At 39.3% G+C, this 16621-nt stretch carries 13 protein-coding genes; 3 read left to right on the forward strand and 10 right to left on the reverse strand.

What is annotated here, in order from left to right:
• Nucleotides 1–168: 168 nt before the first annotated feature.
• The 3 genes from DC53_RS07845 to DC53_RS07835 all read left to right on the forward strand — a co-directional run bounded on the left by DC53_RS07845 (nt 169) and on the right by DC53_RS07835 (nt 4691).
• Nucleotides 169–3000, forward strand: a complete 2832-nt coding sequence (locus tag DC53_RS07845; RefSeq protein ID WP_033030419.1) for a TonB-dependent receptor — start codon at nt 169–171, stop codon at nt 2998–3000.
• 150 nt (nt 3001–3150) lie between these two features.
• Nucleotides 3151–3888 (forward strand): FadR/GntR family transcriptional regulator, encoded by a 738-nt coding sequence (locus tag DC53_RS07840; RefSeq protein ID WP_007378518.1) that lies wholly within the window; start codon nt 3151–3153, stop codon nt 3886–3888.
• 68 nt (nt 3889–3956) lie between these two features.
• On the forward strand, nt 3957–4691 hold the full coding sequence (locus DC53_RS07835) for a FadR/GntR family transcriptional regulator (RefSeq protein WP_033023829.1): 735 nt from the start codon (nt 3957–3959) through the stop codon (nt 4689–4691).
• Nucleotides 4692–4788: 97 nt separating this feature from the next.
• On the opposite strand, the gene DC53_RS07830 is transcribed toward DC53_RS07835, so the two are convergent.
• The 10 genes from DC53_RS07830 to DC53_RS07785 form a co-directional block, all read right to left on the reverse strand.
• Nucleotides 4789–5409 carry a 2-dehydro-3-deoxy-6-phosphogalactonate aldolase gene (locus DC53_RS07830; protein ID WP_033030421.1) on the reverse strand — a complete coding sequence of 207 codons (621 nt, stop codon included), beginning with the start codon at nt 5407–5409 and terminating at the stop codon, nt 4789–4791.
• On the reverse strand, nt 5400–6407 hold the full coding sequence (locus tag DC53_RS07825) for a 2-dehydro-3-deoxygalactonokinase (protein ID WP_007378521.1): 1008 nt from the start codon (nt 6405–6407) through the stop codon (nt 5400–5402). The genes DC53_RS07830 and DC53_RS07825 overlap by 10 nt, the downstream gene beginning before the upstream one ends.
• Nucleotides 6408–6425: 18 nt before the next feature.
• Nucleotides 6426–7589, reverse strand: a complete 1164-nt coding sequence (locus DC53_RS07820) for a mandelate racemase/muconate lactonizing enzyme family protein (RefSeq protein WP_007378522.1) — start codon at nt 7587–7589, stop codon at nt 6426–6428.
• A gap of 10 nt (nt 7590–7599) precedes the next feature.
• Nucleotides 7600–9027, reverse strand: coding sequence for an NAD-dependent succinate-semialdehyde dehydrogenase (locus DC53_RS07815; protein WP_033030423.1), 1428 nt, complete (start codon nt 9025–9027; stop codon nt 7600–7602).
• Between the two features lie 122 nt (nt 9028–9149).
• Nucleotides 9150–10088 (reverse strand): aldose epimerase family protein, encoded by a 939-nt coding sequence (locus DC53_RS07810; RefSeq protein ID WP_131649259.1) that lies wholly within the window; start codon nt 10086–10088, stop codon nt 9150–9152.
• 46 nt (nt 10089–10134) lie between these two features.
• Nucleotides 10135–10914, reverse strand: a complete 780-nt coding sequence (locus DC53_RS07805; protein ID WP_007378525.1) for an SDR family NAD(P)-dependent oxidoreductase — start codon at nt 10912–10914, stop codon at nt 10135–10137.
• An 11-nt stretch (nt 10915–10925) separates the two neighbouring features.
• Nucleotides 10926–12497 carry a sugar porter family MFS transporter gene (locus DC53_RS07800; RefSeq protein WP_045984436.1) on the reverse strand — a complete coding sequence of 524 codons (1572 nt, stop codon included), beginning with the start codon at nt 12495–12497 and terminating at the stop codon, nt 10926–10928.
• A gap of 199 nt (nt 12498–12696) precedes the next feature.
• A complete protein-coding gene (locus tag DC53_RS07795; RefSeq protein WP_033030427.1) occupies nt 12697–13572 on the reverse strand; it encodes an SMP-30/gluconolactonase/LRE family protein in 876 nt (291 codons plus the stop codon).
• Nucleotides 13573–13588: 16 nt separating this feature from the next.
• Nucleotides 13589–14752 (reverse strand): mandelate racemase/muconate lactonizing enzyme family protein, encoded by a 1164-nt coding sequence (locus DC53_RS07790; protein WP_007378528.1) that lies wholly within the window; start codon nt 14750–14752, stop codon nt 13589–13591.
• 19 nt (nt 14753–14771) lie between these two features.
• A complete protein-coding gene (locus tag DC53_RS07785; RefSeq protein WP_007378529.1) occupies nt 14772–16193 on the reverse strand; it encodes a sulfatase in 1422 nt (473 codons plus the stop codon).
• Nucleotides 16194–16621 lie beyond the last annotated feature (428 nt).

Consider the following 16621-nt stretch of genomic DNA (forward strand, 5'->3'; position numbering starts at 1 on the left):
CTAAAATCGCGAATACAAAATGTGTTTTACAAATTTAACTTGACGCCAATACATGTGATGTTTAGATTCGTATGACGCAATATTGCTTTAAGTTTATTTATCAAATATACGGTTTCATTAGTAAATACCTTTAATCTGACACAACTACACACCAATATGGAGATCACTATGTATCATAAGAAAAAGATTGTGCTTGCTATTTTAGCTACCCTTTCAAGTTGCTCTTTTGCACAAGCGGCTACACAAAGCGAAGGTAAAGGTGACACTGAAATAATTGTAGTTACGGGCGTTCGCTCAAGTTTAGAGGCCGCGTCCTCATTAAAACGTTACAGCGATAGTGTTCAAGATAGTATTGTTGCTGAAGATATTGGTAAGTTTCCAGATCAAAACGTTGCCGAATCCTTGCAGCGTATTCCAGGTGTTTCAATTAACCGTGTAAATGGTGAGGGCTCAAAAATAACAGTTCGTGGTTTCGGCCCAGAATTTAACGTTGTTACTTTAAACGGACGTACATTAGCAACCTCTGAAATTGGTCGCTCATTTGATTTTCAAGTATTAGCAGCAGAGCTAATTTCGGGGGCTGATGTAGTTAAGTCCCCCACCGCTAAAACGCCTGAAGGCAGTATTGGTGCTTATGTTAACGTTAAAACAGCACGCCCTTTAGATAATCCAGGATTGCATGTGCTGGGCTCTATAAACGCTAAATACAGTGAGCTTTCTGGCGAAACAAGCCCTGAATACTCTGCATTATTTAGCAATACGTTTGCTGATGAAACATTCGGTTTTAATATTGCTCTTTCGCAACAAAAAAGTGATAACCGATACGATTCAATGGGTACAACTCGCTGGTTATTACTTAATAATGAGCCAGGTGTTATTGAAGGCGACATTCATAATTTAGATGGAAATGTGGTGACGCCGAGCATGCTTCGCCATGCAGGTCGAATTGAGTACGCATTAGGACAAGAGCATCGCGAACGTATTGGTATTAATACCAGTTTTCAGTGGGCACCAGATTCAAGTTTCACTAATACATTTGATTACATGTATACCGACCTCTCGGTAGAAACTCAAACTCAAGGTTTACAAGCCGGTTTACAATATCCTAATTGGCGAAATGTGGTCGTGTCAGACAAGGGTACAATTTTATCAGGCACTAAGTTTTCGGGAAGAACACTGGGCGGAACCGGTGACAATGTAGATTTTAGAATTGATGTTTTATTTCAAGAGCTTGAATCAAAATCAAAAACACAGGCGTTTGGATTTAATTCTGTAAAAGAGTTTGATGTATTAACGCTTGAGTTTGATATAAGCCATTCAACATCTAAATCAACGCCGCGAAATGACTTATTAGTTCCTAATTATATCTCACCTGAGCGAAACGACAGTTTAGATTTTGATTTTAGAAACACTGATACCGTTAATTTAGACACAACCATTGATTATGCTTCGCCGACAAGCGTAAGAGCACATTGGAATCAAGTTTCACATTACGAATTGCAAGACACGATTACGGAGCTACAAACAAAAGGGAAATACCTACTCGACTTAGAGTTCACTGAAAGCCTAACCTTAGATTCAATCGATTTTGGTATTGCGTATTCAGATCGTGAAAAAATAAGAGATCGCTTTGAAACATTCCATGAAGATAACTGTGGCTTAGTAGCACCCGATGCCGATATTTGTGGCGAACTTAGAGACATGCCTGATGACATATTTTCAGCAAGTCCCTATTCAGATTTTTTAAGCAGTGAGCCGGGTAATTTTCCGCGTGACTTTTTGTTTGCTGATATAAATAAATACCATAGCGCTATTCGTGATATGACCAAAAACCCAAATTGGCCAAACGAGCAATATAACGAAATTGCATCATCAAGTGTGAAAGAAGAGAAAATAAGTGCTTATTCGCAGTTGAACCTAAGCGGCTTAATTAGTGATTACGATTGGCGCGGTAATGTAGGAGTTCGTTACGTAAAAACTGATACAAGTTCAAGTGGTTACGGTAAACGACGTTTAGGTTATACCGGTGAACTTGATAATGGCCAACCTTTACTAGTAGTTGATTACACAGACCCAGGAAGCCTTAAAGCAAAAAATAGTTACACTAACTGGTTACCTAGTGTTAATTTTAGTATTAATTTAAGTGATAATTTATTGGTAAGAGCCGCAGCTGCTAAAGTAATGTCGCGCCCTGCCATTGACGACATTGGTGTACAAACAACGTATACAGATATGCAAGCAGGTAGCTTTTCTCAAACAGGTGGCAATCCTTATTTAGCACCCTATAAGGCTGATCAATACGATTTATCTTTTGAATATTATAGTGATAGCGGCGATGCTTACGCAGTTAACTTTTTCAAAAAGGATATATCTAGCACAATTGCACAAATAACTTATTTAGATAATACACCCGACATTTGGGATGGGTCGCAATATATTGATTCATCAGTAAGTATTGATGGATACGGCAATGTAAACGAAACCATTAATACGAAGCAAAACCAATCAGGCGGCTCAATTAGTGGGGTAGAACTTGCTGTACAACATAACATGGATTATTTACCGAGCTTTTTAAATGGCTTAGGTGTGCAAGCAAACTATACATGGGCTGATACAACAAATAAAAACACACAAAAAATAGAGCTTCCAGGTGTCACCGACCCTGGTGATAAATTGGAGGGATTTGCCGAAAACTCTTATAACATTGTTGCCTACTACGATAAAAATGCATTTCAAGCGCGTTTAGCCTACAACTGGCGAGATGACTTTTTAAGTAGCCGAGCAGGTATACGCAGTGGTGGATTACCAGAGCATACTGCAGCCTATGGTCAGCTCGACTTTAGTATGTCTTATGTGGTTAACGATAACTTTACGCTTACGGGCGAAGCAATAAATATAACTGATGAACGTACCTACCAATATGCCGATGTAAAAGAGCGTGTAATTAATACCCAATATACTGGTCCGCGCTACCGTATAGGTTTACGCGCTAAGTTTTAACGCTTTATTGCAGTAACCCAAATTGTTATAAAGATCGCTCATCAGCGATCTTTATTATATTCCCACTATGCAACGTTTAAAATTAGTTACCCCCCCTATTTTGTACACATTACATTGACCAGCCAAACATAATATGTTTATATTGAAGGTATGAGCGAACTTATATATTACGACCTAAAACAAACATCAGGAATGGCAGCGAGCCTTTCTGTTCAAGTGGCTAAAGAAATTGGCAGACGCATTGTGTCTGGATCATTTGAAGCCGGCAGTTTAATTGATGATGAAGATGCACTCGCTAAACGCTACCAAGTAAGCCGTGTGGTAGTACGCGATGCGGTAAAAATCTTAGTAAGCAAAGGTCTACTTGATGTACGCAGAGGTATTGGCACGCGTGTACTACCTCGAGATAGATGGAACATGCTGGACGATGACGTATTAGCATGGCATTTGTCAGCACCACCTAATCGTAAGTTTTTAGAGCAATTAATGGATGTTCGTTTGGCTTTTGAACCAAAAGCTGCTCGCTGGGCTGCAGAACGCGCACGTCCCGAAGATTTAATTGAAATTGCAGCTGCATGCGATCGCATGGCTGAAACAGATAATAGCGCAGAAGATTTTATTATTGCTGACTCTTTATTTCATAAAGCCATTATAAAAGCAGCTCAAAATAGCTTTTTAGCCTCAATGGAAGGCGTTATTTATTCTGCACTTTTAGTCAGTATTAAAGTAACAAATAAAGACCCCCGCGATAACGGTGCATCCATTCCATTTCATCGTGAAGTCTACGAAGCAATTGCTGCAAAAGATGCCGATAAAGCCGAATTACTCACCGAAAAACTCCTCAAAGATGCCAGCTTTCGTCTTTCTGCTACAGTAAATAGCAAATAGCCATTGTTTATTGTCGCAAATTCGTATAAATAGTATGTATAAATAAATAATACGGACACTAAGATACTATGAGCGAATTAACGTACTACGATCTAAGACGCAGCAGCGCCATGTCACCCAGCTTACCGGTGCAGGTAGCTAAAGAATTAGGCCGTAGAATTGTTGCTGGCACATATACTCCTGGCTCGCTAATTGATGATGAAAACCGTTTAGCTGAACGCTTTCAAGTAAGTCGAGTTGTTGTTCGTGATGCAGTAAAAATTCTTGTCGGTAAAGGACTTTTAGATGTCCGCCGAGGCATTGGCACTCGTGTAAAAACGCGTGATAACTGGGCTTTACTTGACGATGATGTTCTTGCATGGCATTTAAGCGCCCCACTTAACCCCGAGTTTTTAACTCAATTAATGGAATTTCGATTAGCATTTGAACCAAAAGCAGCCAGTGTAGCAGCCCAACGCGCAAAGCCTGAGGATATTAAAGCAATTGAAAATGCATTAAATGAAATGCAAAGTTCGGTAAGCGATTTAGATAAATTTGTTATTGCTGATGCACATTTTCATGGCGCTATTTTACGGGCTTCTCATAATGAATTATTCATTTCGATGGAATGCGTTATTTTTTCAGCGTTACTTGTCAGTATTAAAGTAACGAACCAAAGTGCACAAAGTAATCATGCTTCAATTCCATTTCACAGAGAAGTATTTGATGCTATTGCTACGGGTAATAGTGAAAAAGCTCAAGCCCTTACCGAAAAGCTTTTAGCTGATGCTAAAGCCAATTTAGCTAAGTTAATGGATATTTAATTTATTCTAAATAGCACCGCTAGCTCATCATTTAAAGTGAGAGGAATGATGAGCTAGCGATGCAAACACAACAACGTTTTTTATAAATTCAAATTAACTAAAGGTAATATGCAGCGTACTTTTTAGCATTAGCCGTAAACTCTTCTAAACCCATTCCTACTTTATATAAACCACTCCCTAAACCAAACCCTGATGCGCCTGCATCAACAAACTCATCTTGATTCTGAGGCGACACGCCACCGACAGGATAAATATCAATATTGGAAAGTACTGTGGTAATCGCTTTTAAACCTTTTGGACCTGCGGTATCTGCCGGAAAAAATTTAAGTGCGTCTGCACCAGCATGAAGTGCGGCAAAGCCTTCAGTCGGTGTATAAAATCCTGGTACGCAATACAGTCCTTTTAATTTACTAAAACGGATTAGCTCTACATCGCTATGCGGCGATATAATAATACGGCCACCCGCTTTAATTACTTGATTAACTTCGTCTTTGGTAACAACCGTACCTGCGCCAATAATGGCTATATCTGCGTACTTATCACTTAATAGCTTAATACTTTTAAATGCATCAGGAGAATTAAGTGGCACTTCAATTACGCGGTAGCCAATATCAATAAGTACCTCTGCATAATCAAGCACTTCGATTGGAGTAATACCTCGTAAAATAGCAACCAGTGGTAATTGTTTCATAGCGTGAGTTAACGAAATTAATGACATAATTGAGATTCCTTTTCAGTGACTAAACCCGCATTTATAGCAAGCGTAAACATGCCTTTAGTTGATGCTGTTGCACTGCTTAAAATAGAAGAAGTAAAGCCAAGTTCTTTTAACGCTTCACAATAGAGAGTGTTCAAGCTCGAGTTACCAATCAAATAAACATGCTTAATGTCATTTAACTTACTTCTAATACCCGCGAGCTCAGCGCCAATAAGTAAACCAGATATGTAACTTGGGACGTTTTGTAGCGCTAATTGTTTATCTAACTTCAAAGTACGCGCACTAAATAATGCACTTAATAAACTGCTTTGAACCTGACTAACCCCAACGCCTTTTAAAAAGCTGGGCATGTCTGTTTGAGTGCTAACTAGTGACTCTAACCCTTCACCTAAAATGCTTTGTTTAGTCAATAAATCAAACATTTCACCGGTCATGAAGGTGGTAAGGCTGGTGATTACTGTTTTATTTTGAGTATCTTTAGCAACTTCTACCCATTTAGAGTGTGTGCCTGGTAAGCAAAACATAGTCTCACCCAAGGTTTGATTACTTAGCTCACCCGCTGTTTGCTCTACATCTAAAACGGCGCCAAATACTTGTACTTCTTCACCACGCATTACATCACATACGTTATTTTCCATAACGTATTTAATACCCGGCACAATGCTAATTCGTAGATCTGCTTTATTATTTGCTTTGCAAAGGCTTACGCTCATACTGTCAAGGTTGGCTGGCGTATTTACATAGCCTGTATCTTGCCAACCAATTGCGCCGCCTACCATTCCAGCCATAATAATCGGCATTTTATATTCTAATAACCAATCTGATATATAGCTAAGTAATACGGTTTCTAAACAACCATTTTTAATCGAAAGTACGCCCTGCTCACCATTGACAGTATCTAAAATCATGCCTTTGTTATCGACTAAGAAAGCTCTAAAGTTGGAGCTTCCCCAGTCAACAATAATTAATGCTGGTAAGTTGCTTTTGTTATTACTCATGAACTCTGCCCTTAATTATTAAATTGATACTTCGTAATGTTTAATAAAATCAAGATCAGGCTCAATACCAAGGCCTGGACCTTGTGGTAGCGCAACAGTTCCGTTGTTATTTTTAACTTGCTCGTTAATGTTTAGAGACTCTTGCAATAGCTGCTCCCTAAATAAGTTTGGCGTTGTATCGTACTCAAGCATAGGCTGTACTGGGTGTGCAGCACCAGGTAAATCAGGTAATGCAGCCAATAAATGTAGGTTAGTGCCAACCGCAATAGCCGAACCCCACACATGGTTTATAACAGGAACAAAATGCGCGTGCGCCATCGCTAATACTTTTTGATACTCGGTAATACCACCTAGTGCACATACTTCTGGTTGCAATAAATCGACGCAGCGGTTTTTAATTAAATCTCTAAAGCCCCAACGAGTAAATTCAGCTTCGCCACCAGCAATGCTCATATCAAGTGCTTCACATAAATCGCGGTAGCCTTGATGATCCTCTGGTGCGACCGGTTCTTCGAACCAGTACACGCCTAAATTTTGCAGCTCTCGACCTAGCGGAATAGCTTCGCGCGCGGTGTATGCATGGTTAGCGTCAACCATTAGCCGCATATCGCGACCAATGCCTTTTCGCACAGCTTCAACAAGCTTTATATCGCGATCTGGTGAAAGGCCTATTTTCATTTTCATTGCCGTAAAGCCCATTTCTTTAATACGTTGGCTTTCTTCGGTAAAGCGTTCTTCTAGGTTAGGAAACTTTTGTAACATCATGCCGTACCCATAAGCAGGAATTCGGTCTCTAAAAGCCCCCCCTAACAACTTATAAACGGGTTGATCTAAAAATTTACCTGCAATGTCCCACAAAGCAATATCTACACCAGATAAAGACTGAATAGGCATACCTTTTTGACCATGATCGCGCAGTAAGTTATAAACTTTATGCCAAATTACTTCTCTGTCGAGTGGGTCCATTCCCAAAATCATGGGTTGAATAACATGCTCAACAATGGTTTTATTAGCAAATGCCACGCCACCACCGCCAAAACATTCGCCCCAACCTGTAATACCTATGTCGGTACGAACTTCAACTAAATGCGCAGTGCGTTTAGCGTAATATTGCTGCGAATAACCAAGTTCTTCGTCTAGGTCATATTGTAAAACGTGGCTAATAATTTGAGTGATTTTCATTGTCTGTTCCTTAAACCTTTAACGCACGTGAAACACGCTTATAGACAAGATAATCATCTAAAGCTAATAACGAGCAATCAGCCCCAACACCCGATTGTTTAATGCCAAAGTGCGGTAAATTAATACTGTATTTAATACCGTTTACTTGTACTTCGCCAAAACGTAAATGCTTTGCAAAGTGAGATATTGTGTCTTCGTTGCTGCTAAAAATAAATGAGCTCAAACCAGCATCGGTGTCGTTCGCATCTTTAAGTACCTGTTCTTCATCGCTAAATGTAACAATGCTAATAACCGGGCCAAATATTTCTTCTTTATAAATTTTCATGTTCGAGTCAATATTGGTAAGCACCGTTGGCTCGTAAAAATAGCCAATAACACCTGCGGGCTTTTTACCACCACACTGTAATTTAGCGCCATTTTGCTGTGCACCTTTGACAAGATCATCAATACGCTGCCATGAGTTAGCATCCATAACCGGGCCCATATCAATAGCATCATTTTTATCAAAACCAACTTTTACTGCTTTTGCACGAGTAAGTACTTTTTCAATAAATTCGTCTGCAACGCTTTCGTGTACAAATACACGATTTGGAGTAACACAAATTTGCCCTGCGTTGGCAAACTTAACGCCACAAATTACATCGGCTGCGTTATCTAAATTTGCATCGCTGCATACAATGGCAGGCGCATTACCACCAAGTTCCATTGAATAACGCTTGATTGACGTAGCACCGGTTGCAATTACATGTTTACCCACATTTGTAGAACCAATTAAAGTAAGTACAGAGGGGATAGTTGATGCTGAAATAGCATCGCCTACGGTGCTATCCGTGCCCGAAAGTATATTAACCACACCAGCTGGCAATCCGATTTGTTCACATAATTCGCCTACTGCATAAGCAGACAAAGGCGTTTTACTTGACGGCTTTACTACAAGCGGACAGCCCGCAGCCATGGCCGGCCCTAATTTATAAGCTAAGTTTAATAATGGAAAGTTCCATGCTAAAAATGCTGCAGCCACACCAACAGGTTCACGCGAAAGAACGTGGCTGTGCGTACCTTCATTATCTGTTAATTCTTCATCGGCGATATTAACAATGGCATCAGCGTAAAAATTAAGGCTATCAACTAACATTTGAAAGTCGTCAACTGTTGACTGCCATGGTTTAGCCATTTCTAAATGCACACATTCACGTAAATGTTGCTCGTTTGCAATTACCGCATCACGCAGTTTAAGCATCCATTGAGCACGCTCTGTTGCAGGCGTTGTAGACCAACTTAAAAATGCTTCTTGCGCAGACTCTAAGGCCATGTTTGCCTCATCAATACCTGCAGCCGAAATTTCGCCTACAACTTCGAGTGTTGCAGGATTAATAATTTCAGTCGTTGCGTCACTCGTTATTAATTTTCCACCAATATACAATTGTTTAGAAAGCATTCTGTCGCTCCATTATTATCTACAACACCCTAAGGGCTAAATGATTAAAGTAAGACACTTGGCCTCAATACATAATAACTATTTAAACATATGATGTTTGATTGAGCAAACACAAAATACATTTAATTAACAAAAAAACTCATATGCCAAGATTTATGAGCATTGCCTCTAATTAAGCCCTCCTCTTCACTCGCCATGGCTTTGTGTAAAGAATCGTTATTGCCTATGCAAGGTTCTATCCCAAGCACAAAAGGTGGAAGATGCTCATTGGCAGACCAACCATTGTAATTAAACCAAAGCCCTAAATGACTTATGCTTGCTGATGAAAATTCAAACCCGCAGCTTTGCCGGGCTTTATCATCAACCAGTTTTACAATTATATTTTGATCTTTATGAGTGCCCGTATTTAAGTGTTTGCTAAAAACCTTACTTGCAAAACCACTGTTATACGGCATGACTTTGCTTAGCGGCGGGACTCTAGTTGAGCACTCATTCCAGTCAACAAACACACTATTAACGTTATAAAAACGACTAAGCCCTTCATCAACTTTAAACTCCATCTGTTTGTTATTTATTAAAATACGCATCTCTGGCTTTATGGCAAAAATAGGATGCGCTGACCAAATAAAAGGGAGATTATGAGTTGTGTTATTTTTTACGTGGTAATCAACAAGCAGCCGCTTATTGTGTTTTTTCAAAGTAAACGTTCTTATAAATGTAAAAGTAGAGTCAAAAACCTCAGCTTGTAAACTAAGTATTATTTCTTCATCGCTGATATGGGTATTCGTTATCTGCCATGACTGGCACCACAACTCCCCATGATCATGTGAAAAATGCGCTTTATCGGGAATATAATCATACAATTGAGGAGAAATACTCGGAAAACATTCATCCCAGCCACCACTATCATGCTCAGAAAAATCATTGTTTTTTGAAGGTTTTAAAGTAATTTGTTTATCGTGTGCAAGCCACTCTCTATTGTGATTTAAACTCACAATAGAGATGACTTTTGCACCCAACTGAGGAATGACTGTGATAGCAAGCTCACTATTTTTTAGCAAAATAGCCTCAAACCCATGAGCTTTACAGTGTGTTAAATTAAGCACTTTAATCGTGATAAATTACAGAACGGCCACCATCAATAATTAAGCTTTGCCCTGTCATAAAACTCGAATCTGAACTGGCTAAAAATACGGCTGGATAAGCGATTTCTTCAGTTGTTCCATTTCGTTTTAAAGGATGTACATCGCCCATTGCTTTGCGTGAAGCTTGCGGATCGTCTGTTTGCTCCCACGACTTAAACGCCATAGGTGTTTCTATCATGCCTGGGCAAAGTGCGTTTACTCGTATGTTGTGCTTTGCGTATTCAACGGCCAAGTTTTTAGTTAACCCTATAACCGCATGCTTAGTTACCGCATATGGAAAATATCCCGGTACAATTTTATAAGAATGTACTGAACCTACATTTATAATACTGCCACGGCCTAAGTCTTTCATATGCTCAAGTACAGCTACAGCACACTGCCACATACCTTCAACATTAACCGCAAAGCTATCCCGCCACATTTGTGGAGTAACGTCATCTACGTTGCGCCCGGGGCTAATTAAAGCCGCGTTATTAACTAAAATACTGGGCTTGCCGAGTTCATTAACTACTTTTTCAACCATGCTTTTTATAGCCGTTTCATCACTAATATCGGTATGAGCAAAAATAGCATCAAAACCTTTGCTTTTTAGCTCTGCTACAACACTTTCACCCATTTCTTTATTTATATCAGCAACACACACTTTAGCACCTTGCTCACAAAATACGCGTGCAACTGTTTTACCAATACCATCGGCTGCGCCAGTGACAATAGCAACTTCGTTTAATAATCGTGATGACATAGTCATATTCCTTATTTATTGAACCCAGGGACCAAATCGCGTTCAATGGCCTCAATAGACTTGCCCTTAGTTTCGGGAAGTATGAATGCCATAACAATACAGCCTACAATAGCGACGCCTCCGTAATATAAAAACGTGTTTGCTGCGCCCATGTTCTCTAATTGCCAAGGGAAAAACTGCTGAATACTCCAGCTAGAAATACTCTGTACTAAGGCAGCAAATGGTAGCGCAACGCTGCGTACTCGGCTTGAAAATATCTCCGAAAATATCACCCACATTATTGGCCCTATCGACATATTAAAAGCCGCTAAAAATGCAAATAGTCCAAATAAAACATACGCAGGACTAATATTTATAGAAGCATTAATAATTGCACCCGTAACAACTGGTAGCTCTTTTTTACTGTAAATAGTGGCAAGATCTGCTTTTAGAGCAACATCGGTGCTGTATATTTTATTTTCGAAAACGTGCAGCTTTGTAATATCTACTTTTTGCTCTGCAACTTTGGTTATTGCTTCACTGTTAAGTGAGTACGTGGCATTTTCAAAGCCATACCAAATTGATACATGCGCAACAGCAATAAGCAGTAAACCGGTAATCGTTAATGTTCTTCTGCCGAGTTTTTCAACAAAAAATATGGCGACCAATGTAAATAATACAGATACCGCACCAAGTACTATTGTTTGCAAGAATGAGTTTTCGACGCTCATACCTATTTGTTCAAATACCGTAGGTGCATAAAACAATACCGCGTTCATGCCGGTTGCGCCCTGCACTACTGCGTAACATACAGCAAGTAATACAACAAAACGCATAGGCTTACTAAACAAGACTTTAAGTTGTTCAAGCGCACTGTTTTTTGAATCTTCTTGAATGGTTGCTTTAATATCATTAAGTACTACTTCGGTATCGTTGTTATTGATTCCCATACCTTTGAATACGGCGCGTGCTTCTTCATCACGTTTTTTGCTTATTAACCAGCGCGGAGATTCAGGAATCGTCATTAATAACGAAAACCAAATAATATTAGGCACAATTTCAAAGCCAAGCATATAACGCCAAATATTGGCTTCATTTAACCATTCAATTGAGCCCATGTTTTTAACAAAAAAGTAATTAACAACAAACGCAAATAAACTACCTAATGTTATAAGCAACTGATTAACTGATACAAATTGGCCTCGTTTATTAGCGGGTGCAATTTCACCAATATACATGGCTGAGACAGTTATAGAGGCAAATGCGACCCCTCCTATAAAACGCCCAACAACCAGCATGGGGTAACTTACTGCAAAAGCAGAAATAACCGTAGAGAGTGAATACGTTAAAGCAATGCCAATAAGTACCTTTTTACGACCAAATTTTTGACATAAAGTACCTGTAAAAAACAGTGCGATGATTACGCCAACAATGGCGCAACCAACAACATTACCTGTTTCCAAACTGGTTAGCTCAAACTGCGAGCTAACATAGCGTAATGCTCCGGATATATTGGCCGCGTCTAGGCCAAATACAAACCCGCCAAATGCTGCAATGAGGGAGTACTTAATCGCTTTTGTTGATTGTGTGTGTGTGTCTTTCAATGTATTACCCTTAGTTTATTTTTATACTTTTATTGTGTTGGTAATGAGTGATCTACAACATATAAAAGAATAACATTGATAGAATTAGTAAAAACAATATAAACATATGATGTTTATCTGTGCAATGTGTTTTCCTCTCACATCTAATTAATGTAAGAGGAAAAAACACAAAATTAATATTTAAAGTAAATACTTAAAATTAAAAGCCGTCTATTTTAACGCAAGGCTCAAACACGCCTTTTACCGCATTTTTAAATGCAAGCGTAGTGCCGTGAGGTATAGCATCAAATGGGGTATCTTCTAGGCCACATTGTGCTGACGTTACGTAAAGTGTTGTACCGTCATCGCCAAACGCTGGGCAGGTAGGGCGAGGTGTTTGAGTCGCTAAGCTTTCAATTACCTTTGCTTCGGGCGATATGCAATCTACACGCGCGCCATCCCAAAGTGCAATCCACATGTTGCCTTCGCTATCAATTACAGCCCCATCAGGTGATACAGCTGAACTTGAATAGTCAAAAAACAACACACTCTCCGCTATTGGCGAACCCGTAAGTGAGTCGACGTCAAATCGGTAAATTTTTTGCGTTTTTGAATCTGCGTAATAAGCTCTAGCACGCGACTTATCAAAACAAATACCGTTGGGTATCGTTAAATCACTAACAACCTGAGTAAGTACTCCGTTGTGAAAACGATATATAGCCCCTTCGTTTTCTTTAGCATCGCCATGCATTGTGCTTATCCAAAACCCACCCCACGGATCGGCACGTCCGTCGTTACTTCTGTTGTCAGGTTTATCTGCTTCAACACTGCACAAGAAAGTTTGCTTATGCGTACTGGTATTATAGGCACTTAGGCCTTTATCACTTGCTAGTAATAGGGTTTCATTGTTTACCAAAGCCAGAGCGGTAACCATATCATCTAAGCGTTGCTCAACTTTATGGTCGCCTTTTTTGCTGTACAAAATATGGTTTGGAAAATCAACCCAATAAAGCGTTTGTGTGATCGGGTGCCACAAAGGGCCCTCGCCGACAAAATTTAGTGTGTTATCAAAAACAGTCGCTGTAAGTGTATTCATTTAACTCTCTAACTAGTTACCAGTTGGTATGTGAACCATCACGCTTTGATAAATGCGGCGCTTCGGTTTCTACTGGGGTTGCCAATCTAAAGGCGGCTTCGTTCACTTCAACACCTAAACCTGGTACTTCAGGAATAGTAAATTTATTGCCTGTTAATACATGCTGCTTAGGAAAAAGAAGTGGATCATGGGCGCCAAATTCACTAAACGGACCTTGGTGTGTTTCCATTAAGCCTAAGTTTGGTAGTGCTGCTGCAAAGTGATTTGTTGCTGCTGTACACACGGGACCAAGCGGGTTGTGTGGCATAACATCTATATAATGTGCCTCAGCCCAACCAGCCACTTTCATTGCTTCTGTTAAGCCTCCAATGTTACACACATCCACACGTAAATACTGAGTAAGTCCCTGTTCTATATAAGGCTTAGCTGCCCATTTAGAGCTAAACTCTTCACCAATTGCAAAAGGAATATGCGTTAAAGTACGCAGTGTTTTATAGGCATCAGGAGATTCATGACGAATCGGTTCTTCAATAAAATCGAGTGTGTCGGGCTTTAAACGTTGGCAAAACGAAGCGGCCTCAGCCACGCTTAATCTGTGATGGTAATCAATACCGAGTGTAATATCAGGCCCCAGTACTTTTCGTAATTCATTTAAGCAACGCGCTGTTCGCGTTATAGATTCTTGTGGTTCAAAAAACTGTAAATCGTCAAAACGACTCGGTATGACTCTTATTGTTGTCCAGCCGAGCGCGATAAGCGCTTTTGCTTCTTTAACTAAATCGTCAAATTTATCAGGATCTGCTTCTGTATAACAACACGCAAAGCACGCTATGTGCTCGCGTTGTTTACCCCCTAACAACTGATAAACAGGCACTTGTAATGACTTACCTAAAATATCATAAAGTGCAATATCAATTGCCGAAATAGCAGCCGTAATTACACGGCCCCCTTCAAAATAATGACTACGATAAAGCTCTTGCCAAATACGGCCTATTTTACGCGGATCTTGCCCTTTTAAAAAACCCGAAAAGTGCTGTATTGCGCCAATAACTGCCTGCTCTCGATTTGATAAACCCGATTCGCCCCAGCCAACTATGCCACATTCGGTTACTACTTTTACTAATAGCTGATTACGTTTTCCTACGCAGCCTAAAAGCGCTTCAACGGATTCTATTTTCATTATTATTACCTATGCGTTATTAAGGTTGAGTTGCTGGTAAACGGTATTTATCCATGCGGTCTATATCATATTTTTCATATTTTCTTTTTAATAACCAGCGCGGGCGCTCTAACGTTAATTCCCATTCAAACAATGATTTAAACATAGTTTTAACACGTTCAGGATTTTTTGCTGCTAAATCTGTTTGTTCACTAATGTCAGAGCTTAGGTCGTATAGCTCTGCTGGTCTGTCTGGGTAACGAATGAGTTTCCAATCGTTATCGCGTATTACAGCTCTGTTTTCTTTTTTCCAGTACATCACTTTATGTGGGCGTGCTGTGTTTTCACCTTGAATATAAGGGAGTAAATCAACGCCATCAATATCACTACCTAACGCTTTACCTTTAGCTGCACTGTAAAAAGTAGGCAGTAAATCGAGTGTGCTTACTGGGTAGTCGTAAGTCGAACCTGGTTTAATATGCTTTGGCCAACTAATTAAAAATGGTACACGAATTCCCCCTTCTAACTGGTTTGATTTAGTACCTGCAAGTGGTGCATTATTTGATGCGTTTTTATCAGATGGGCCACCGTTGTCGTTTGAAAAAACTACAATAGTATTGTCATCTAAGCCTAGCTCTTTAAGTTTATCAAGTACGTAACCACTGGCTCTGTCTAGACCTAGGGTCATTGCAGCAAGTTCTTTACGTTTACCCGTTAAGTTTGGAAACTTAGCTAAATCTTTAGGATCTGATTCAAGCGGAGTATGTACTGCATTAAAAGCTAAGTAGATGAAAAATGGTTCGTCTTTGTTTTGTTCAATGTATTTAGCGGCTTCTTTACCTAACACATCGGTTAAGTACTCTTTTGGCTCTTCGTAATTACCAAAGTCGCGTTCTAATTTTTTATCAAAAAAATGTTTGTTTCCATTTTTCATTTCTTGTTCTGAATAGTTAAAGTAGCTTCTGTCGCCACCTCTAAAACCTAAAAAGGTATCAAAACCACGTTTTAAAGGATGAAATCTGTCGGCGTCACCTAAATGCCACTTACCAAATACCGCTGTTTTATAACCCTGCTCCTTAAGGTAATCGCCCATTGTTTTTTGATCTAATGGCAAGCCCATATCTGCACCTTTAAGTGCCGAGTTATCGCTCATAAAACCAGGTACATTAATTTCTTCGTAACCAAAACGTTGCTGGTACTTACCTGTCATTAAACCTGCGCGTGAAGGACCACAAGTAGAATCACTCACGTAACCTTGGGTAAAACGGACACCGCTTTGGGCGAGTTTATCTAAATTAGGTGTTTTAAGCTGCGTACTACCTTGAAAGCCAAAATCACCAAAACCTGCGTCATCAGCAAAAATTAAAACAATATTAGGTTTTTCTGTTTGTGCTTTTGCCATTGCATTAGCACTAACGCAAAAGCCTAAACATACAGAAAGAAGAACAAGTAGCTTATTCATCACAGTTTCCTATTTAATATAATAGTTAAGCACATAGCTAAAAAATATTAATTACACCATAGCTAACATATTGGTTATATTAGACTATTACGGCTAGTTAATTTTATGGTTGAGTTGTAAATAATGCGTTTATAAATCACAATATCGCTACACTAAACAAAACATAACAATATTGCAAACATATGATGTATGATATTTTAAAATTAATTTTTCAATTTCTCACTATTACTTAAGCCTAATAACAGTATCAGCTTAAAGGTAAAGCCCATTTATTAATTGCTTAGCTGCGGCCCGTTATTTAATTTTAAGTATGCATTCGTGTGCTATTAAAGGTGGATTCTAAAATGATAAATATAAAAAACAGCCTTTTTGTTGTTCTTTTTTTATGCAGCTGTTTTTCAACGATTGCAAACGATGAGTGCCAGTCT

Source organism: Pseudoalteromonas fuliginea (genome assembly GCF_000690055.1).
Taxonomy (GTDB): domain Bacteria; phylum Pseudomonadota; class Gammaproteobacteria; order Enterobacterales; family Alteromonadaceae; genus Pseudoalteromonas; species Pseudoalteromonas fuliginea.